Genomic DNA, 22,016 nt, shown 5'->3' on the forward strand with positions numbered 1-22,016 from the left:
AAAAAACTGCCTTGGAAAAGTTTCCAGGACAGTTTAGTTCTATCATAAATGTCTTTGCCTAAAAATTTAATTCTTTCAGTCCTTTAATGGTTTCTTCAGGATTTGGCGATTTAAACACATAACTTCCGGCTACCAAAACATCTGCACCCTTTTCGACCAACTGAGCTGCATTTGTATTATCAACGCCACCATCAATCTGAATGAGCGCGCGGCTGTTTTTCTTTAAAATAAGCTCTTTTAATTGCTCTACTTTATTATAGGTATTCTCAATGAATTTTTGACCTCCAAAGCCTGGATTAACTGACATTAAAAGTACCAGGTCCAGTTCTGAAACAATATCTTCCAAAACAGAAACCGGTGTGTGTGGATTTAACGTTACTCCAGCCTTCATATTATTGGCATGAACCGTTTGAACGGTACGATGCAGATGTGTACTCGCCTCAAAATGCACATTAAACAAATCGGCACCCGCATTTTTGAATGTTTCAATATATCGCTCAGGCTGTGTAATCATTAAATGCACATCAAAGGGCTTCTTCGCCAAAGGTTTGATTGATTCTAAAACAGGTATACCAAATGAAATATTTGGTACAAATACACCATCCATAATATCAAGGTGAAACCAATCTGCTTCACTATTATTAATTAATTCAATATCCTTTTTAAGGTTACTAAAATCTGCTGCCAGTAAAGATGGCGCTATAAGATGTTTCATTGCCCGATTACTTGTTTAATCAATAAAAAAATGTGCTGCAAAAGTACAACACATTTACTTATACCTATATGATATTTAACACTTTTTAGTTAAGTCCTAAGCATAGCTAAGGTAACATAGCCCTATCAACTCGCCATAACCAGACAGCTCATTTACAAACAATAATTTAGGACTAAATTTAGTAAGTCTTTGCGTTTATAATCGCTTTATTTTTGAGATCCCTGGTCTTACTGACCAAGGAAAGAGCGCAAAATTTTACTGCGGTAGGTATTCTTAAGACGTTTGATTGCCTTCTCCTTAATTTGTCTAACGCGTTCACGGGTCAAATTAAATAGTTTACCTATTTCTTCCAATGAATAAGGAGGTTCACCACTCAATCCGTAGTATAACTTAATGATATCAGATTCGCGAGTGGAAAGTGTAGCCAATGAACGGTCAATCTCCTGCCGCAGCGAATCATCAAGCAAATGGGTATCAGGACTCAGGGAGTCATTTGACAACAATACATCGTACAAGGTATTGTCCTCATCTTTCTTTAACGGTGCATCCATTGATACGTGGCGCGATGAAACCTTGAGGGCCTCCTTCACTTCTTTAGGAGCAATTTCTAAAATCCTGGCAATTTCATCGGCAGTAGGTTCACGCTGAAAATCCTGTTCAAGCCTTGAAAAAGCGTTATTAACCTTATTAATGGAACCAATCTTATTTAAAGGTAAACGCACAATACGTGCCTGTTCGGCTAAAGCCTGCAGTATAGATTGACGAATCCACCAAACCGCATAACTTATAAACTTAAAGCCCCGTGTTTCATCAAAGCGTTGGGCTGCTTTTATCAGTCCAAGGTTACCTTCATTGATCAGGTCGGGCAGACTTAACCCTTGATTCTGGTACTGTTTAGAAACTGAAACAACGAATCGCAAATTGGCATTAATCAATCGCTCCAGTGCTTTATTATCTCCCTGCCTGATCTTTTTTGCTAACACGACTTCCTCATCAGCATTCAGAAGTTTAACCTTCCCAATTTCGTGCAGATATTTGTCAAGCGAAGGTGTTTCGCGATTGGTTACCTGCTTTGTAATCTTAAGTTGTCTCATATCGAATCAGTTATGTATGGCCTTGGCTAATAATAACAACGTAGGAATTAAGATTTTTGTTTAATGCTACATTAAAAATGCATTTTTTTTTGAGACTTACAAAGTGATTGATAGTTAAAAAAATAAGGCTGATCCATTAATTTGACGAATATGTTTTGCGAGTAGATAAACTTTCCATACATTTGCATGAGTCATAGTTGACGCCTGTCAGGTTGTCAATCCTAATTATACTTTCGAGTTACATATAATTTCAGAACACAAATAAATCCAAAAAGATATTTCTTAAAATATTGTTTCTATAGTTATGTATGATATACTAGAACTAAACAAAAAGTTATTGACCGAATTGCGTCAAATAGCTAAAGAGCTTAATGTTAAGCGCGTTGAATCCTTTAAAAAACAGGATTTGATATACAAAATCCTTGACGAACAAGCAATACAGGTTTCGGGTGATAAAAAAGCTAAAAAGGAAAAGCCAGCTGAGAAGAAACCTCGCACAAAGCGCCCTCGTACTCAACGAAATGACGGGCCAATAGCTTCATCGGTAAAATCTAAAGTAGCCGAAGCCGCTGATGCCATCAATGACAAAGCTGAAGTAAAAGAACAAGCCAAAGAAACTCCTGCTGCTCCTAAAGAACCTAAGAAAGAGGTTAAAAAAGAAGTTAAGAAGGAAGTTAAAAAGGAAATTAAAAAGGAAGTAGCTAAGGAAACTGAAGTAAAAAAAGAAGCTGCTACGCCTCAGGCTGAAGAGAAAAAGGAAGTAAAAGAATCGGTTGAAGAAAAAACAGATTCGCCTCGTGAATTTAAACGACGCGACGATCGTGACAACCGTAATCGTGATAACCGTAACCAGGATGACAAACGTCGTTTCCAAAATCGCGATAACCGTCGTCAGGGTGACCGCAAAGAAGATAAGCAATACGAGTTTGAAGGAATTATTTCTGCATCAGGGGTGTTGGAAATTATGCCTGACGGATACGGTTTCCTGCGTTCTTCTGATTACAACTATTTAAATTCTCCTGACGATATTTATGTATCTCAGTCGCAAATCAAGTTATTTGGTCTGAAAACAGGAGATAGCGTATTGGGTACAATTCGCCCTCCAAAAGAAGGAGAAAAGTACTTCCCATTAATCAAGGTTGAGCAAATTAACGGACGTGAACCAGCCTTCGTACGTGACCGTGTGCCATTTGACCACTTAACACCAATTTTCCCTGATGAGAAATTTGACCTTACTACTGGTCCTAAAGCTAATTTATCATCACGCGTTGTTGATATGTTCTCTCCAATTGGTAAAGGTCAGCGTGGCTTAATTGTAGCCCAGCCTAAAACAGGTAAAACTGTTCTTTTAAAGGATGTGGCTAATGCTATTGCAGCCAACCACCCTGAGGTTTATATGATCATTTTATTGATTGACGAGCGTCCTGAAGAAGTAACGGATATGGCCCGCAGCGTTAATGCCGAAGTTGTATCATCTACTTTCGACGAACCTGCTGAACGTCATGTAAAAGTGGCTAATATCGTATTGGAGAAAGCTAAACGAATGGTAGAATGTGGTCATGATGTAGTTGTTCTTCTTGACTCAATCACACGTTTGGCCCGCGCTTACAATACGGTTTCACCAGCTTCAGGTAAAGTTTTATCAGGAGGTGTTGATGCCAATGCCCTTCACCGACCAAAACGTTTCTTTGGTGCTGCTCGTAACATTGAAAAAGGTGGTTCTTTAACCATTATTGCAACAGCATTAACCGAAACAGGCTCTAAAATGGATGAAGTTATCTTTGAAGAGTTTAAGGGAACCGGTAACATGGAGCTTCAATTAGAGCGTAAGTTATCTAACAAGCGTATCTTCCCTGCTGTTGATGTTAACTTGTCAAGTACGCGTCGTGAAGATCTGTTGATCGAACCGGATATGATGAATCGCATCTGGATTCTACGTAACTACCTGTCAGATATGACGGCTGTTGAAGCGATGGAATTCCTGCATGACAGAATGCGTAAAACCAACTCTAACGAAGAGTTTTTGATTTCAATGAATGACAATTAATGCTTAAGGAAAATGACGTTTCCTAACACGCTTCTTCGTTTTCATGTAAGCGTTAATTAAGTCAAGCTCATAAATTATAGGAACGGGATGCCAATTGGCATCCCGTTTTTTATTCTTCAATATTGCCTTGCCTTAAAATTACTACACCCAAAAAGAGTAGATAATTGGAGGTTCATTCAATGTTTGTTCAATGTTCGTTCAATGTTCGTTCAATGTTCATTCGATTATATTTGAATAAATATTGACTCTAATATCAATGATATATTATTAATTAAGAAGACACATTAGAGTTAGTCCGTTTAATCTGTAAAACTGCTCCGCGCTTTCGTTCTTCATATGGTTTATGTAATTTTATAAGTCAAAAGATTCTATGCTTAAGGTGAAAATAATTACAGCCGCTCAGATACGATTAGTTTAGGAATGAACGGCTCCTTGACTATCATGCATAATGATTGCTTCAAAATACTAGGATGTTGCGAGTAATTGTCTTAAAACATAAATATTTAAACACATGAAAAAAATAGCCCTCTTTTTAGCTGAAGGATTTGAAGAAGTAGAAGCTCTGACCCCTGTTGACGTACTAAGAAGAGCTGAATTAAAGGTGACTACTATTTCAATTAGCAATAAAACAGCGGTTTGCGGAGCTCATAACATAACAGTTTTGGCCGACCAAACATTTGAATCTGCTGATTTCTCCCAATTTGATGCTATTATTTTACCAGGCGGAATGCCCGGAACCAATAATCTGAATGCACACCCGCAACTCAAAGAATTAATACTGCGGTTTGCCAGTGAAGGTAAATTGATTGGGGCAATTTGTGCTGCTCCACTGATACTTGGTGAATTGAATTTACTCGATAAAAAAGAAGCTGTCTGTTACCCTGGTTTTGAAAATCGCTTAACAGGTGCTACTATTTCAAAAAAGCAATCTGTTACAGATGGACAGTTCATTACCGCCAATGCCATTGGCGCTGCTATGCAATTTTCATTAAACCTGGTGAGTGAGTTGTGTGGCAGCAAGGTAGCTGATGAACTGGCTCGTAAGATGCTTGTCAGGCCATAAACAAAATAGGACATCAAGCCGTTGCCTGTGTCCTATTTACTAACCTAACCCAAATCTATGAAAAAAATCTGTCAGGTAAATTCCAATTAACGTGCCAAAAATACTGATTATCAGTTATCAAAAGTTAAATTGGATTTTCAATTGTTAATTAGGAACTTTATTACCCAAACATTAGACCTGCAAACCATCATGATCAAACGCCTCTCATACAGTTTAGTCATCATATGTTTTAGCCTGATGCATCTTACCGCACAGGATCTGAAATTTAAATCCTATAAAACGGACGATGGTCTTACCGGCAGCACTGTAACATGTTTTTACCAGGCACAAAACAATATGCTTTGGATAGGAAGCGACAAAGGGGTAGATTTATTTACAGGACATTGTTTCATCCCCTTAAGAAGCTTTATTAACGATTCTGCCAGTTACACCCAGGTTCCTTCAACAGCTATCACCGAACATGAAAATAACAGCATTTGGGTAGGTACCTGGGGCGATGGTTTATATAGTGTTAATATTGAATCGGGCGACTACAAGCACTACAGAGCAGAAAATGAACTGAACAACAATACCATAAGCGATAATTACATCAATTGTCTTAAAGTATATGATGATCAGCTCTGGATTGGCAGTAATTATTGCTTAAGTCAGAAAAGTGGTAATCAGTTTATTCATTACAATTTTGAAGAGGTTTTAACAAAAGGCACCCCCGATATCAGGGCAATCATCCCAAGGTACCAACACCTACTAAGCATATTTACCAGTTCGGGCGAAATAATAGAATTAAACACACAAACCGGAACCTATCATAAAGTAGGTGAGATAAAGGCACCACTTAACAACATTACCTGTGTAGAAAAAGACCAGGAAAACCGTTACTGGATTGGAACGGAGTACAACGGCTTAATTCTACTTGGCGAAAATTACAACCGAATCACCCCTGCCGCCCCACTTGCTGAGCAACTCTCAAAGGCTCATATATCAGCGATTACTGCTCATTCTGATTATGGTATTTTTATTGGTTCCGATGGCGGTGGTTTATTTATTATCAATCCTGCAGATTACAGCTTCAAGCGTATTGAGAATTCATTTACCGATACCCATTCTTTAACCAGCAACCAGCTTGAAAGCCTTTTCATTGACTCCAATGGCATCTTATGGCTTGGTTATTTCAGAGCCGGCTTTAGCCAATCGATGTATGAAACCGATGGCATCGAACATGTTTATAAGTTAAATGCCAATGGTGGTCTTTTACCCAATAAAAATGTCAACTGCTTTACCGAAGACTCCAAAAGAAACATCTGGGTAGGCACGGAATCAGGCTTGGCTGTATATGACAAGGATTATAGGCCGGCAAGGCAAACATCGTTTGAAAAAAAGGTTATTAAAAAACTGGAAAACCTGCCTGTCACTTCCTTATCTTCATCTGTCAATCAGAAAAAAATATATGCCGGCACATATAACAACGGTCTGTTCATTATTGACCTGAAAGAAAATAAGATTACTAATCGCCATGCTGACAACTCTAATCTGGAGAGTAGTTTCATTCGAGATGTAAAAGAGCTAAACGACAGTCTGCTCTATGTAGCTACAGTTGACGGGGGCTTTTATAAATACTACAATGATCGCTTTGAAAAAGTGAAGGTCTATTTCGATGACAAGTATGAAATACAGGATTTCTTCCACATCGAACTCATTAATAAAGAATACCTCTGGCTATCAAGTGCAGGAAAGGGTGTGCTTCGCATTCATGCACCAGGGGGTAAGGGCGAGGTATTTGAATCAGTTCTGTCAACCATTTGTTACTGTACACACACCAACGCTGATCAAAGCACATACATAGCAACCAATAAAGGAATATTCAAATATGACAAACCATCCAATACTTTCAAGCCTGTTCACACTGGTCCCGAACCTGTTGATTATTACGGCATCATCGAGGATGATCTGTCAAATATCTGGATAAGCAGTTCATCAGGCTTGCATCGATTTAATCATAACACCCTCCAATTAAAAACAGTTTCAAGTCCTAACCTTCAAGGCAAAGAATTCATTCCCGGTGCATTTTATAAGCGCAATAACGGTCAGCTACTTTTCGGAGGTACAAATGGCTTTAACATTGTGTCACCAGAGAGATTCTCATCTAAGCCAAATCCAGTAAACTTGTTTATTAGTGAGCTAAAACTATATAATACGCCCATTAAGCCGGGTCAGCTTTATGATGACCAGCAAATCATTAACAAACACATAAACTACACTGAAGCAATAAATATCTCGCATGACATTGATTTGTTCAGTATTCGTGTCAATGCCATTGATTATTTTGACCAAAGCACCAATATTGCCTATACCATAAGTAACAACAGGAAACAGGGCGATGTTTTTTATTCTGAAGGAGAAATTACCTTTTTTAATATGCAACCTGGTAAATATACACTTCGTATTTACCCTGTCAGCACATCAGATGGCCAAATTAAGCAATCAGCTTTTAAAGAGATCACAATAGTTAAGAAGGCTCCATGGTGGCATTCCTACTGGCTTTTTGCCGCTCTGTTCATTTCAATCATTGGAATTATTCTTACGCTTCACCTGCTTCGTATACGAGAGTTGAGAAAAACCAAAAGAACGCTTCAGAAAAAAATCACAGAACGAACCGCTGCCCTCTTAAGCCAGAAAGAAAGATTGCAGTACCAAAAAAATTCACTGCAGGAAATGCTGGCTCAGAACAAAAAGCTGGAATCCTTTAAGGAAAGTATTATAAACATGATCGTTCATGACCTGAAAAACCCGCTTAATGGTATCATTGGCCTATCATCACTTAATGAAGCTGAATACCTGGAGCATATAAACAGTGCCAGCCGTCAGATGCTTTGCCTTGTGGAAAATATACTGGATGTGAGGCGTTCCGAGACGCACTCCCTGCAACTCTTTTATCAACATTGCGATATCAGGCAGCTGGTAAATGAAGCCATTGATGAAGTTCATTTTCTATTGAAAGATAACCAGATAGAGATACTCAATCAAATAGATACGATTGAACTATCACTGGATAAAGATATAATTCGCCGCGTATTTATTAATTTACTGACAAATGCCATCAAGTACAGTAAAGTTAATGGGAAAATAACTCTCAGAGGTACTCTTTCTGATCAACAAAAGGAAAAAATGCTACTTTTGTCCGTGCAAGATGAAGGTCATGGCATACCTGAAAAATACAGGGAAAGCATTTTTGATCTTTACCAGCAGATTATGACAAAAAAATCAGGCAAGGCAAGCTCTAATGGATTAGGCTTAAGCTTTTGCAAGATTGCTGTCAACGAACATGCGGGTAAAATATGGGTTGAATCAGAAATAGGCAAAGGTGCCACTTTCTTCATTCAAATACCCTTACAAAAACCCGCGGATTAAGCATTTAATTTTAACCTTATTAATAATGAAGAAACAATTCGCAACACTTATCATTTGCCTGATAAGTCTGGCAGCTTATGGCCAGGTTAAAAACCAACATGCTATTGGAGGACGCCTTGGAGCGGGTAATACTTTTGGTTCACAAGTAAGTTATCAGTACGGGCTGTCTAATTACAACCGCATTGAAGTTGATATGGGTTTTAACTCAAACAGCGATGGTAATGGCTTTATCCTGTCAGGTGTTTATCAGTGGGTGTGGGCTATTGAAAGTGGTTTCAACTGGTATGCGGGTCCCGCTGCATCATTAGGATCCTGGAGTTATAAAAACAGTTACACTGGCGATGGTGGTTCAGGTGCTTACCTTGGTATTGGTGGACAAATCGGTGCAGAATACAACTTTGAAGAAGTGCCTATCAACCTGAGTTTAGACACCATGCCACAAATAGGTTTTGGGCCAACTGATGAAAATTTCACCATGGGTTTATCCATTGGTGTGAGATATACTTTTTAGATTATTTTATTTTCAGAGTAATGAGGTCCGGATATGATGTCCGGACCTTTTTTTGTATCTGTTGTTTAACGCTGCCTTAAAAAATAAAATTACTTTTGGGGTAACCTGCTTGAGAATGGATACGACCAATAACCCACAAATACTGCTAAATGCGCTTATTGCAAGTGAAAAATCGGCTTTCGACTCACTATTCAGGATGTATTATACTACATTATGCAGATTTGCAAATACCATCACACGTTCGCAGATACTGGCAGAAGAGGCTGTTCAGGATACGTTTGTTAAACTGTGGGAAGAAAGGAAAAAACTTAAGCAGGTTAAAAACATCAAATCATACCTCTTCAAATCAGTTTATAACCAATGCCTGTGGTTGGTTAAAAAGCAACATACACAAGAACGATACGAGCAGCAATATGCTTTGGACATGCCTTCTCTTCTAAATGAGGAAGAGAAAGAAAGTTGGGAAGCGTTTAAACCACATATTCAGGCAGCTGTCAATAATCTTCCGGCGAAATGTCGACAGATATTTTTATTACGCCGGTATGAAGGATTAACAAATGCTGAAATTGCCGACTACCTCAACATTTCAATAAAAACCGTTGAGAATCAACTTACAATTGCCATACAAAAGCTCCGTAAAGAACTCCATCCTTTTATAAAAAACCTGATTATTTTATTTTTTATCGAAAACTTTTAGGGGTTTCTGTTCTGGCTTTTCTCTATAAAGAAAAAAGCTCATGCAAAAAGAGGCTCCCATTAAAAAGATATTATCAAAGCTGGATCATTCAATTACTGCGGAGGACTCACAGGAACTTGACAGCTGGCGAAAAACATCTGAGGAAAATGAATCGTTCTATAAAACATTCACTTTTTTATGGAACGATAAACTGACTGGAAAATCATCCTATCATCCTGAAACTGAGAAAGCCTTATCAATCACCCATCTGCGTATTTCACGACGACAGTTTATGAGGAGAATGGTTAATGCAGCAGCCGTATTAACAGCACTTATTGCCATTGGCAGTATATTATTGATGTTGCAGTCCACTAAGCACACCATCAAAATAATTGCAGATCGGCAAAAGGAATTTACCCTGCCCGATAAAACAACCGTCATTTTAGCCAAAGGCAGTGAGCTAACTTATCCTGACATCTTTAAATCCTCAAAACGTGAAGTTGAACTCGTTGGTAAAGCCTGGTTTCATGTGACGCATAAGCCTGAACAACCCTTTATTGTAGAGACCCACAACGCTTTCACTAAAGTATTGGGAACACAATTTACTATAGCAGCTGATAAAACAGAGCCAACAGCGGTTTTTCTTGATGAAGGAAAAGTTGCTTTTCAGGCTAAGCAATGGTTTTCAAAAAGCCACATCCTGAATCCCGGTGAGATGATAGATTATTCAAATGGAGTGTACCAAAAAATAAAGCAGCATAACCTGAATGCTTCTTCATGGGCAACACAACAATTGAAATTTAAAAGTACTCCTCTTCTTGAAGTTATTCGTGAAATAGAAACGTATTACAATGTTAACATTGAGCTACAAACACCTCAGATTGGTGAGCTTCGGTTTAGCGGCATGCTTAAAGAGTCGAATGCTCAGGATGCACTTGAAATAGTAGCACTAACGCTTCAACTCAGGTTGATTCAAAATAATAAGACCTTTACCCTATGCCTGTAAATAATAAATTCCTTCTTCTAACCTTTTTGCTTACCTGTGCCTCACTAATTAAGGCACAAAAAACAGCACACTTTTACCTTGACAGCATCGCTCACTTAAACCAGCTGGAACTTTGCTATAGCGAAGACATGGTCAACCTGCAGCAAACTATTTATCCGTCAGGCGATAGTCTTTCGTTGGAGGATTACATCAGGCATGTGGCATACGAAAGTCACCTCCACATTCAACTTAAAGGCGATAACTTAATCATTACCAACCCCAATGAGCAAACCATTTTGATAAGCGGAAAGCTTATGGATTTAAGCTCAAAGGAATCATTACCTTTTGCGCATATCCTGCAACGCGACTGGGGAACGGGCTCCATAACCAATGCCGAAGGTGGATTTGAACTGCATGTGCCAGCTGTTTTAAGCGGATTACCCCTTGAATTCTCATGCATGGGGTATGCCGACACAACAATTATCGTCCCCCATCAGGACAGCCTGAACCTGCGGATAGCTTTAAGACCAAAACCCTATAACCTCAACGAGGTGTTGGTATTACCCAATGGCAATACCGCCGAAGATTTAGTACGCATGGCAACCAAACGCATCAAACGCAATTACCACCGTAAAACGGCACAAATGGATGCTTTTTACAGGCGCACCGGATTTAGGGATTCCATGTTTGTGCAATTAATGGAAGCGGCTTTGCTGATTGAAGACAAAGGCATTGACATGCCTTCTTCTACAACAAAGATTAAGCTTCTTGAAGCCAGGCAAAGCAAAAACTACCTGGTTCAGATGGATGCCAAACGAAAGTGGGCTCACAAAAGAATGGAGGAGTTGATACATGGTGGTCATCGTAATACCTTTTACAGAGCCTATAATAACCCGGTCAGAACGTATAGAGATGATTGGTGGTATAAGCCATTGACCGACTATGAGGACTTCAAATATGAATTTCATGGTGCCATGTGGTTAGACTCCAATAAAGTTTATAAAATTGAATTTGAACGTGATAAGTTATATATAGATGGGCGACGGTCATCAGAAAATAAAAACTACTATAGAGGAGGCTATATTTATATTGATGCAACTGATCATGGCATTCATAAAATGCAGTATATCAACAGAGCGAAAGAAGGCAATAAAAGCCAGTACGCACGTGTCCTGCGCAGAAATACCATCATAAGTTTCCAGAAAATTGACAATAAGTACTACTTAAAATATACAAAAGCCATTGTGTACCCTGAAGCGAAGCTTTATGTATATGAAAACCCACATGCAAATGAAGAAGATAGGAAAATAAAATCGTACCAATGGGCCGAACAACTACTAGTTATCACCAATATTGTAAGGGAGCGACAGCAACGTGAACGCATCCGACAGAGGGACCTGTTAGATAAACATGAGAATTCGTTTGAAACCAATTACCCATACAATCCCGATTTCTGGCTTAACTATAATATGATCAAACAGAAACCATTGCCTGGTAAAGCCATTGAGGACCTGGAATGGGAAAAGTCTCTTGAATTACAATTCCAGGATAACAGTACTGTCAATATCAATAAGTAATAAAAACTCTAAGCTGAATATATGCAACTCAAAACCCTTCTTCTAACCTGCCTGCTGCTTTGCACTTCTATAACTGAAGCTCAAAAAACAGCACATTTTTACCTTGACAGTATCGCTCGGTTAAACCAGCTGGAACTTTGCTATAGTGAAGACATGGTCAACCTGCAGCAAACTATTTATCCATCCGGTGATAGTCTTTCATTGGAGGATTACATCAGGCATGTGGCATACGAAAGTCACCTCCATATTCAACTTAAAGGCGATAACTTAATCATTACCAACCCCAATGAGCAAACTATTTTGATAAGCGGAAAACTCATGGATTTAAGCTCAAAGGAATCATTGCCTTTTGCACATATCCTGCAACGCGACTGGGGAACGGGCTCCATAACCAATGCCGAAGGTGGATTTGAATTGCATGTGCCAGCTGTTTTAAGCGGATTACCCTTTGAATTCTCATGCATGGGGTATGCCGACACGACAATTATCGTCCCCCATCAGGACAGCCTGAACCTGCTGATAGCCTTAAGACCAAAACCCTATAACCTCAACGAGGTGTTGGTTTTGCCCAATGGCAATACCGCCGAAGATTTAGTACGCATGGCAACCAAACGCATCAAACGTAATTACCACCGTAAAACGGCACAGATGGATGCCTTTTACCGTCAAACCGGTTTTCGTGACTCTACCTTTGTCCAATTATTTGAAGCAGCATTGCTGATTGAAGATAAAGGCATTGACATGCCAACCTCTACTACCAAAATAAAGATAAGGGAAGTAAGGAAAAGCCAGAATTACTATATCCCCATGGATGCCAAACATAAGTGGGCCTACGAAAAAATGGAAAAGATGATTCTTGGCGGTCACCAAAATGTTCTTTACAGAGCATACAGTAATCCTGTAAGAGGCTATAAAGTCAGTTGGTGGTATAAACCTTTAACAGACTATGAGGATTTCAAATATGAATTTGAAGGAGCCATGTGGTTGGATACAGTTAAAGTCTATAAAGTCAAATATGAATACGATCGGCTTTATGTAAACGGCAAACGCGCATCGGAACTGAGTGACAATTTTGATGGTGGCTACATTTATATTAACGCCAGCGATTATGGTATTTTAAAGATGAATCGGATCTGGTCGTTTCACGCATCTGATAAAAACAGAAGTTTAGCAATTAAAGATGATAAGTTTGCTGATACTGAATATAGCTTTCAGAAAATTGATGGTAAGTACTATTTAAAATACATAAGCGGATTAAATGGTCCTCAAGGCAAATTCACCATTTATGAAAATCCTGATGCTGCGAATAAAGATAAAGTCATCAAATCAAGGCAATGGGCCGAAAGCATGCTTGTAATAACCAATATAGTAACAGAGCGTCAGGAGCGTGAACGAATCCGTCAAAGAGAATTATTGGATAAGCACGAGAATTCCTTTGAAACCAATTATCCCTATAATCCTGAATTCTGGCTTAACTACAGCATGATCAAACAAAAGCCATTGCCTGGTAAAGCCATTGAAGATTTGGAATGGGAAAAATCGCTTGAATTGCAATTTGAAGAAAACAGCACTGCCAATGTTGAAAATTAAAGAACTAAGCCATCAATATGGAAAACAGGTCATTATCGACCAATTATCCATTGAAACACAAAAGAGTGGATTACATGTTTTTGCCGGTGCTAACGGAAGTGGAAAATCCACCTTATTCAGACTAGTTGCTGGCTTCGATATTCCACATAAAGGCACAATAGAGGTAAACCAGTTAAGCAATGCCGATGACTACAGAAATCAGCTGGGCATTTCCCTGGAGCCATTTAAAACTGAACCGGATCTGTCGGTTGCCCAAATACTGTCCATGGCACAACAAGAAAAAGGTGTGAAGGATGAAGTAATTGATCTCTGGCTAAATTTCTGGGAGTTAAAAGACGTAAGAAACAAGCGTTTTAAAGAATTATCTGTTGGCATGGTAAAGCGTCTCTCATTAATAATCTCCTTAATTGGTAATCCTGATATTTTAATATGGGATGAGCCATTTAACGGACTTGACCCTTTGGGTATTGAAAAGTTGCAAGATTTGATTGAACAAGAGATCAAAGCCGGTAAGTTAATACTCCTCTCCACTCACCTCTTAAGTGAGCTGTCCAATACCATTGAAAAAGCTTTTATTATGGAAGATGGCCAGGTTAAAAAAACACTCACAAAAGATGAATTAAATACAAGCGATGATAAATCGACCATTTTAAAATGGTTACAAGTACAGGCATAATATGATCAAACGCTATCTAATATACGAATACCAGCTTTTGGCCAGCCGGCGAACACTCATTCCGCTACTGGTTCTTGCGTTAATACTATTGTTATCGTCATTTTTATCCCTCTGGACAGGAAACAATGACCATCTGACGGGCAATGAATTAGCCAGGTATTTGGCCACTAGTTCCATGTCATCCACTTTACCGGCACTATTCTTTGCCATGTGGCTTATACAAATGGTCTCTCACCTTGTAACATCGGGTTATTACAGTAGCTTGCTGTATTTTGGAAGCTCCAGAGCAAAACTGTTTGTCTACTGCCAGTTTCAGCTTGTGGTTTACTTGCTACTGTTTCTGTTCATCAGTTATATTGTTAATTCATGTGCGGGCATTTTCTTTGGCGTCTTTCCCTGGCAGCTACTCTTTGAACTTAAGCTCAACAGCTTGTTGTCATACACATTATTTTTGTATGCCATTGGTAATGCAGGTCTGCTTATAGGTCTTTATAAACCCACGCATTTAATTGTACTGCCTTTCTTCTTTTACTGGCTGATGGAATCATGGCTGGTAAGCTACCTTGTCCGCAAATTTGAGACGGATTATATTCGCGCATTGCCATTGTCCAGCTTTAAAGCAATAATAAGCAATGCGGTTTTAAGCCCCTATATGATGTTTATTGTGAGTCTGTATATCTCGGTATTATTATTCCTCACTCAACGCATCATCCTAAGCAAGAACTTCCGATAATATAGCACCTTATACAATGACTAAAAAAGCCCCATTCATAATTTCCATCATATTCATCCTGGTATTGATCAGCAACAATGCCATTTCCCGATGGGAACAAACGGCAGTATTCCGCAAATACCATAACATTGATGAACCAATCCGCAAAATATTACAGCAAGATGATTTTCTGGCTGATGAAAGTAATAATAGAATATTTGTCATCAACCTATGGGCCACCTGGTGTCAGCCATGTGCCAGAGAAATACCACACTTAAACAAGCTTGTGGACCAATATGAAGAAGACGGTGTTTTGTTTTTAGCCATCAACAGTGAGAAAGAAAAAGATGTCATTGAATGGCTAGACCTTCAGAAAAATGATTTCATCTATTTTCATTTACATGATCACCCCGATTTAACCAATTACCTTTTTCAACTTAATCCCGACCAACAATACAAAGCCGGTCTGAAACCTCAGCACCTGCCAACCAACCTCATTATAAAGAATGGTGAAATACTCTATTACCAAACAGGCTTTAGCGAAGAAAATATTCAAGCTTTGGAACTGGCAATTAAAGATTGCATCAAAAAGTGAGTTCTGTTATTCAATTTAATGTTATAAATCATGATTTTAATAATTTTAGGTACTATATGCGCTGAAATAATTTGAATTTATTACATTGCACTTCCCAATGTCAAAATGCCTAATGATCAAACAGGAAGTACATACCTTCATTTTGAAACAGTGCCATAATAACTACAGGCGCTGCATTATGCATTTTTCGTTTTCATCATTAGCCCTGATCAGCTTGTATGGCCGCTTTGGCACAGGTTTATTTGAGTGCTGGATTTCCTGATATTATTTTTTCTACCTGATTATTCTTAATGGCATTCTGCCATTATCATATTCGCGTGTACTCTTGTACATGTAACTCAACAAGCTAAACTGTTTATAAGTAAATCAAATTCAATGAAGAAGTTAATTATTCTTTTCTGTGTTACATGCTTTCTGGCGCCGGCAATAAGCCAGATAAGCATTGACACAACAGACTATCAGCGAGCCGAAGAATTTATTTCGTCGAACATTACTAAAAAGTACTACCGCTCATGGGTTAATCCTCATTGGGTAAAAGATGCTTCGTTCTTTTGGTATTCGGTCAACACAAAAAAAGGAACCGAATACATTAAGTGCGAGACTAATAACGGCCATAAAAATCCCTTATTCGATCAGGAAAAACTGGCAGCACTACTGTCAAAAGAACTTGATAAAGAAATAAAACCCTATGATCTGCCAATTGCATCCTTAGAAATGAACAAGGATGGTAAGGTATTGACATTCAAAACTCATCAACAATGGTATAAATACAATGTAGCCGATAACTCACTAAAAATATTTGATAAACCTCAGAAACAGAAGTTATCATCAGCCTCGCCTGACAAAAGCCGGCATGCAGTTGTACACAATTACAATATATGGCTGAAAACAGGTGAGGACTCTGTACAAATGACTTCAGATGGCACCCCAAGATATGGCTATGGTGTTTCTCCATCCTGGTATTCGACCAAAAACATTGAATTGGAAAGCGATCATCCCCTGGAACTGGATATAAACTGGAGCCCCGATGGCAAATACATAATAGCCGGCAAATATGATCGCAGGCAAGCCAGAAACCTGTATTTGTATAAAGTACTACCTGATGAAGGCCACCGCGCTGAAGTCCGGGAATATGAACGTCCCATTGCCGGTGATAGTATAGTACCAACGGTAGAATATGTTCTGATCGATGTTGAGCAAAAAACAGTCAAGCAACTGGATATACCCGCCAAAGCAACATTTCTGGCCTATGGCTTCGATTGGACAAACGATGGTTCTAAAGCTTACCAGGTAAGCTATGTGAGAGGCTACAAATCTGTTGAAATATTTGAACTGACAGCACAAACCGGCAAAGTAAGAACTGTTTTCACTGAAAGTGCCAATACATATGTTGACCCGAATACAAGCGATTTGCGCATTCTGAATAAAGAAAAGCAACTATTATGGTTATCAGAGCGTGATGGCTGGCAACACATCTATCGTATTGATCAGGTAAGTGGTAAAGTCATCAACCAGGTAACTAAAGGTGATTTTGTTGTACGTGGCATTCAGCATGTTGATGAAAAAGGAAAGCGTATCTATTTCACAGCTGGTGGTAAGGAAGATGGCCTTGATCCTTATTATCCACTGCTATATTCTGTTAGATTTGATGGTTCAGGCCTGAAGCAATTAACATCAGAACCAGCCTCCCATACCTTGTTCTTTAATGAAAACGGCCGGTTCTTTGTCGATAATTATTCAACAGTGCAGGAGCCAAATGTCGCCTTGCTCCGACGAAGTAAGGACGGGCGTATCATTGCCAAACTTGAAACAGGTGACATTTCTGAAATTCTGGCCATGGGCTGGCAAAAACCCGAACCCTTTAAAGTAAAAGGACGCGATGGCCAAACAGATATTTATGGCGTTCTGTTTAAACCATACAACTTTAATCCTGATAAGAAATACCCGGTTATTGAAGGCACATACAGCGGTCCGCAAACCATTCGTGCTCCAAAAACCTTTTACCGTGGTTTGTCTAATGATGATACCCCTCTAACGCAACTGGGTTTTGTGTTGGTAAATATTGATGGAATGGGTTCTGCATTCCGCTCAAAAGCCTTCCACGATGTTTCATACCGAAACCTTGGAGATATTGGTGGACCGGATAAAATAACCGCCATCAAAACATTGGCTGAAAAATACCCATGGATAGATATGAACCGTGTTGGAATATTTGGTCATTCTGCCGGAGGATATGATGCAGCAAGGGCACTATTGGCTTATCCTGAGTTTTATAAGGTAGGCGTGGCCACCGCCGGAAACCACGACCACCGATCAGCTAAAGCCTGGTGGCCCGAGCTGTACATGGGCTACCCGGCAGGCAGCAATTACGATGAACAAAGCAATTATACTCATGCTAAAAACCTGCAGGGACATTTGATGCTTGTGCATGGTGATCAGGATCAGAATGTGAACCCGACAGCATCCATGCGGTTAGCGGCTGAACTGATTAAAGCAAACAAAGACTTTGAACTATTGCTAATCCCCAATAAAGATCACGGTCAGGTATACTACGACAAATACATGATTCGCAAGCGCTGGGATTTCTTTGTGAAGCATTTGCATGGTATTGACCCACCCAAGAATTATAAGATAAAATAATTATCCTGCTGAATATAAATTACTAATATTAAACCCCATTACATATGTTTTCAAAAGACACTTATATTAAACGCCGTCAACAGCTGGCAAATGATGTTGACAAAGGCTTGTTATTATTTATCGGAAACACAGAAAGCCCGATGAATTATGCCGATAATACGTATCGCTTCCGTCAGGATAGCAGTTTCTTATATTTCTTTGGTTTAAATCATCCTGACCTGGTAGGTATAGTTGATGCCGAAAGCGGAGAAGCAGCCATTTATGGTGATGATTACACGATTGATCATATTGTCTGGATGGGCAACCAGCCTACCATTGCCGAGCGTTCGCTAAGCTGTGGTGTTAATAAAACGGGCACTACAGCCGACCTTGTGGCAACTCTCGCTAAGGCAAGATCAAATGGCCGCCCTATCCATTTCTTACCTGTTTACCGTGGCGAAAGTAAAATAAAACTACTGGAATGGCTTAATATCCAGCCATCTGAAATAAAAGAAAAAGCTTCACTGGAGTTGGTACATGCAGTTATTAAGCAGCGCAATTATAAAAGCGATGAAGAGATAGTTGAAATAGAAAAAGCGGTTAACACAACAGTTGAGATGCATTTGGCTGCCATGCGCATGGCACGTCCCGGTATGACAGAGGCACAGATTGCTGCCGAAGTAGAAAAGGTAGCCCTGGCTGAAAATGGTGGTATCTCCTTCCCTGTCATAGCAACCATTAACGGACAGACACTTCACAACCACTATCATGGTAATACTTTGGAGAGTGGTCAATTGTTTTTGCTTGACGCAGGAGCTGAAACATCAATGGGCTATGCCGGAGACATGTCAAGTACCTTCCCTGTAGGTAAAACATTTACATCACGACAAAAAGACATTTACCAGGTAGCTTTAAATTCTCACGAAAAAGCAATATCGATGCTAAAGCCTGGAGTGGCTTTTAAGGAGATATACCTGGAGTCGGCTCGCGAAGTATTGCGCGGCATGAAAGACCTTGGGTTTGTTAAAGGCAATATTGATGATGCCGTTACAAATGGTGCTCATGCCATGTTTTTCCCTTGCGGATTGGGGCACATGATGGGGCTTGATGTCCATGACATGGAAGACCTTGGTGAGCAATATGTTGGATATGACAATGAAGCAAAAAGCACACAATTCGGAATGAAATCTTTACGCCTTGGTCGTAAACTGGAACCGGGCTTTGTACTTACCATTGAGCCTGGTATTTACTTTATTCCTCAGCTTATTGACAAATGGAAATCTGAAAAACATTTGACAGAGTTCTTAAATTTCGATAAACTTGAAGAATACAAAGATTTTGGTGGCTGTCGGAATGAAGAGGATTTCTTAATAACAGAAAATGGTTATCGTTTATTGGGTAAACCGCTTCCAAAAACCATCGAAGATATTGAACAAGAACGCTTAAAAGCATTTTAACCGGTAATTATGCGAATTTTATCATCACAGGTTATTGATCAAGCTGCCACACCTGCTTTATGGACAGACATTATGGAATTAGCCCTGAGATCATCGTTTGACCAGGACTATTTTACACCCAACAGAATGCATGTGGATATTAATGACAACACTTTGTTATTAATGCCATCTGTTGGACCTGATATGTTTGCAACAAAGCTGGTTTCTGTATTTCCTGAAAATGTAAAAAAAGGAAAAGCAGCCATTAACGGAACTGTTGTTCTAAACGATGGCGCAACAGGAGAATCATTAGCACTGCTTAATGGAGCAAAGTTAACAGCTATGCGAACTGCTGCTGTAGCCTGTGTTGGTATTCGTCATTTATCAGATCCTTTAGCAACTACACTGGGCATTATCGGAGGTGGAGCACAAGGGCGTCACATCGCATGGCTGGCCAGTCATGAGCGTGACCTGGAACGGGTATATGTATATGATCGTTCGCCTCAAACCATCAATGATTTTATCAATTTCATGACCGATAAGTGCCCTGATGTGGATGTTGCTCTTTGCGAAGATGCACAACAGGTGGTGGTTAACAGTGAAATTGTGGCAACAGCAACAACATCTGTTGAACCTGTCATTCCTAACCTCGAAGATCTGATCCTTGGAAAATGCTTTATCAGTGTTGGTTCCTACAAACCGGAAATGAGAGAATTGCCCGAATCAATTTTCAGACTGATTGACAGTGTATGGATTGATGCAGAACATGGCATAAGCGAAAGCGGTGACCTCATCTATCCTCTGGAGAATGAATTGGTGAAACCCGAACAGGTAAAGCATATTGCGGAGCTTATTGAACAGCCAAACAACCTGGGATTCAGAGAAACACGCCTGTTTAAAACTGTTGGTCAGGGCATCTTCGATCTATTTGCAGCAAAGCTTGTTTATGAAAAAGCCTGCGAGAATAACTTAGGACATGAAGTGGAGGTTTAACAACACAACCAACGATAAGAGGTTCATTTTCAAACATTAGTAACAGATGACCAGTGATCTATGATCAATAAGAATTAAGCATCCTCTTAAGACTTAATAGTGATTAAGGTATATCAGTTAAACAGGCTTGACACTTCTGCTTTTCAACTATTAAACAGCTCAACAATTCAACTTACTACAATGATCAATTTAAACAAGTGGAACTGGACACCTCCAAAGGAGTGGCTCCGAATCCAAACTGTCGATCTGCATACTGGTGGTGAACCTTTGCGTGTGCTATATGGTGGTCTTCCTCATGTACCAGGAAAAGATATACTTGAGAAACGCCGTTACTTCAGAGATAATTTAGACCATATAAGAACCGGTACCATGTTCGAACCACGGGGGCATGCAGATATGTATGGCGCCCTTATAACAGAGCCGATAACTGAACAGGCTGACTTTGGCACCTTCTTTTTACACAATGAAGGATACAGTACTATGTGCGGCCATGCCATTATTGCCCTTACCAAATTAGTATTTGATACTGGTATGATTAGGAAGGAGGGTGATGAACCCGAACTGATCATTGACGCACCTCCTGGCCTGATTCGTTCAAAAGCCTTCCGTAAAAAGGGCATTGTTGAAAAGATATCATTCCTCAATGTACCATCATTTTTACTACTCAGAGACGAGACAATAACGGTAGATGGAATTGGCGAAGTAACTTTTGATGTGGCCTATGGCGGTGCTTTTTATGCCTTTGTTGATGCCGATAAATTAGGTATTGGCATGGAAGAGAAGAATTACAATCAATTGATTGATTGGGGACGGCGTATCAAATATGCCGTTATGGAGAAATACGATATCAGGCATCCCTTTGAAGAAGACTTAAGCTTTTTATACGGTACCATTTTCACCGGGAAACCACAAAATCCTGATCACCACAGCCGCAATGTCTGTATTTTCGCAGAAGGTGAAGTTGATCGCTCATCAACCGGATCAGGCGTGAGTGCGCGGGCTGCCCTGCACCATGCAAAAGGTGAATTAAAACAAGGTGAACGCATCACCATTGAAAGTATCCTGGGAACGACTATGGATGTGATGGTAACAGAGGAAACAAGCTATGGACCACACAAGGCTGTTGTGCCCGAAGTGACCGGGACAGCACATTTAACAGGAAAAAATGAGTTCTGGTTCGATCCTGAAGATACTTTAAAGGAAGGCTTCATTTTCAGGTAGGTAAAGATTCAATGACCTATAGATTATTTCAATTGAAATAAGAGAGCCACGACTAGCCATTACGAATTCCTGGTTCCTGATATCAGGAACCAGTTGCA

General features: G+C 39.6%; 17 protein-coding genes. 15 read left to right on the forward strand and 2 right to left on the reverse strand.

Annotated features, from left to right (window positions below; translation table 11 throughout):
• Positions 1-58: 58 nt before the first annotated feature.
• Together rpe and ACRD69_RS08810 are read right to left on the reverse strand one after the other, a co-directional pair.
• Complete coding sequence (gene rpe, locus ACRD69_RS08805) at positions 59-715, reverse strand: ribulose-phosphate 3-epimerase (protein ID WP_430814704.1); 657 nt, start codon at positions 713-715, stop codon at positions 59-61.
• Between the two features lie 227 nt (positions 716-942).
• Positions 943-1,809, reverse strand: a complete 867-nt coding sequence (locus ACRD69_RS08810) for a sigma-70 family RNA polymerase sigma factor (protein ID WP_430814705.1) — start codon at positions 1,807-1,809, stop codon at positions 943-945.
• A 304-nt stretch (positions 1,810-2,113) separates the two neighbouring features.
• On the opposite strand from ACRD69_RS08810, the gene rho reads away from it, so the two are divergent.
• The 15 genes from rho to ACRD69_RS08885 all read left to right on the forward strand — a co-directional run bounded on the left by rho (position 2,114) and on the right by ACRD69_RS08885 (position 21,918).
• Entirely contained in the window at positions 2,114-3,856 is a 1,743-nt protein-coding gene (rho, locus tag ACRD69_RS08815; protein ID WP_430814706.1) for a transcription termination factor Rho, read from the forward strand.
• A 511-nt stretch (positions 3,857-4,367) separates the two neighbouring features.
• The gene (locus tag ACRD69_RS08820) at positions 4,368-4,919 is read left to right on the forward strand and encodes a DJ-1 family glyoxalase III (RefSeq protein ID WP_430814707.1); all 552 of its coding nucleotides are present in this window, start codon (positions 4,368-4,370) and stop codon (positions 4,917-4,919) included.
• Between the two features lie 189 nt (positions 4,920-5,108).
• Positions 5,109-8,327 carry a sensor histidine kinase gene (locus ACRD69_RS08825; RefSeq protein ID WP_430814708.1) on the forward strand — a complete coding sequence of 1,073 codons (3,219 nt, stop codon included), beginning with the start codon at positions 5,109-5,111 and terminating at the stop codon, positions 8,325-8,327.
• A 25-nt stretch (positions 8,328-8,352) separates the two neighbouring features.
• Positions 8,353-8,838 (forward strand): hypothetical protein, encoded by a 486-nt coding sequence (locus ACRD69_RS08830; RefSeq protein ID WP_430814709.1) that lies wholly within the window; start codon positions 8,353-8,355, stop codon positions 8,836-8,838.
• 115 nt (positions 8,839-8,953) lie between these two features.
• On the forward strand, positions 8,954-9,535 hold the full coding sequence (locus ACRD69_RS08835) for an RNA polymerase sigma-70 factor (protein WP_430814710.1): 582 nt from the start codon (positions 8,954-8,956) through the stop codon (positions 9,533-9,535).
• Between the two features lie 40 nt (positions 9,536-9,575).
• Positions 9,576-10,520, forward strand: a complete 945-nt coding sequence (locus ACRD69_RS08840; RefSeq protein WP_430814711.1) for a FecR family protein — start codon at positions 9,576-9,578, stop codon at positions 10,518-10,520.
• Positions 10,511-12,076 carry a carboxypeptidase-like regulatory domain-containing protein gene (locus tag ACRD69_RS08845; RefSeq protein ID WP_430814712.1) on the forward strand — a complete coding sequence of 522 codons (1,566 nt, stop codon included), beginning with the start codon at positions 10,511-10,513 and terminating at the stop codon, positions 12,074-12,076. The genes ACRD69_RS08840 and ACRD69_RS08845 overlap by 10 nt, the downstream gene beginning before the upstream one ends.
• A 21-nt stretch (positions 12,077-12,097) precedes the next feature.
• On the forward strand, positions 12,098-13,666 hold the full coding sequence (locus tag ACRD69_RS08850; protein WP_430814713.1) for a carboxypeptidase-like regulatory domain-containing protein: 1,569 nt from the start codon (positions 12,098-12,100) through the stop codon (positions 13,664-13,666).
• Entirely contained in the window at positions 13,653-14,342 is a 690-nt protein-coding gene (locus ACRD69_RS08855) for an ATP-binding cassette domain-containing protein (protein ID WP_430814714.1), read from the forward strand. Before ACRD69_RS08850 ends, ACRD69_RS08855 begins: the two co-directional genes overlap by 14 nt.
• Position 14,343: 1 nt before the next feature.
• Complete coding sequence (locus ACRD69_RS08860) at positions 14,344-15,075, forward strand: hypothetical protein (protein WP_430814715.1); 732 nt, start codon at positions 14,344-14,346, stop codon at positions 15,073-15,075.
• A 16-nt stretch (positions 15,076-15,091) separates the two neighbouring features.
• Entirely contained in the window at positions 15,092-15,649 is a 558-nt protein-coding gene (locus tag ACRD69_RS08865) for a TlpA family protein disulfide reductase (RefSeq protein WP_430814716.1), read from the forward strand.
• A 375-nt stretch (positions 15,650-16,024) separates the two neighbouring features.
• A complete protein-coding gene (locus ACRD69_RS08870) occupies positions 16,025-18,289 on the forward strand; it encodes a S9 family peptidase (RefSeq protein ID WP_430814717.1) in 2,265 nt (754 codons plus the stop codon).
• 44 nt (positions 18,290-18,333) lie between these two features.
• On the forward strand, positions 18,334-19,725 hold the full coding sequence (locus ACRD69_RS08875; RefSeq protein ID WP_430814718.1) for an aminopeptidase P family protein: 1,392 nt from the start codon (positions 18,334-18,336) through the stop codon (positions 19,723-19,725).
• 9 nt (positions 19,726-19,734) lie between these two features.
• On the forward strand, positions 19,735-20,697 hold the full coding sequence (locus tag ACRD69_RS08880) for an ornithine cyclodeaminase family protein (RefSeq protein WP_430814719.1): 963 nt from the start codon (positions 19,735-19,737) through the stop codon (positions 20,695-20,697).
• A 180-nt stretch (positions 20,698-20,877) separates the two neighbouring features.
• The gene (locus ACRD69_RS08885; protein ID WP_430814720.1) at positions 20,878-21,918 is read left to right on the forward strand and encodes a proline racemase family protein; all 1,041 of its coding nucleotides are present in this window, start codon (positions 20,878-20,880) and stop codon (positions 21,916-21,918) included.
• Positions 21,919-22,016 lie beyond the last annotated feature (98 nt).

It is taken from the genome of Carboxylicivirga agarovorans (assembly GCF_050589845.1).
Lineage (GTDB): Bacteria > Bacteroidota > Bacteroidia > Bacteroidales > Marinilabiliaceae > Carboxylicivirga > Carboxylicivirga agarovorans.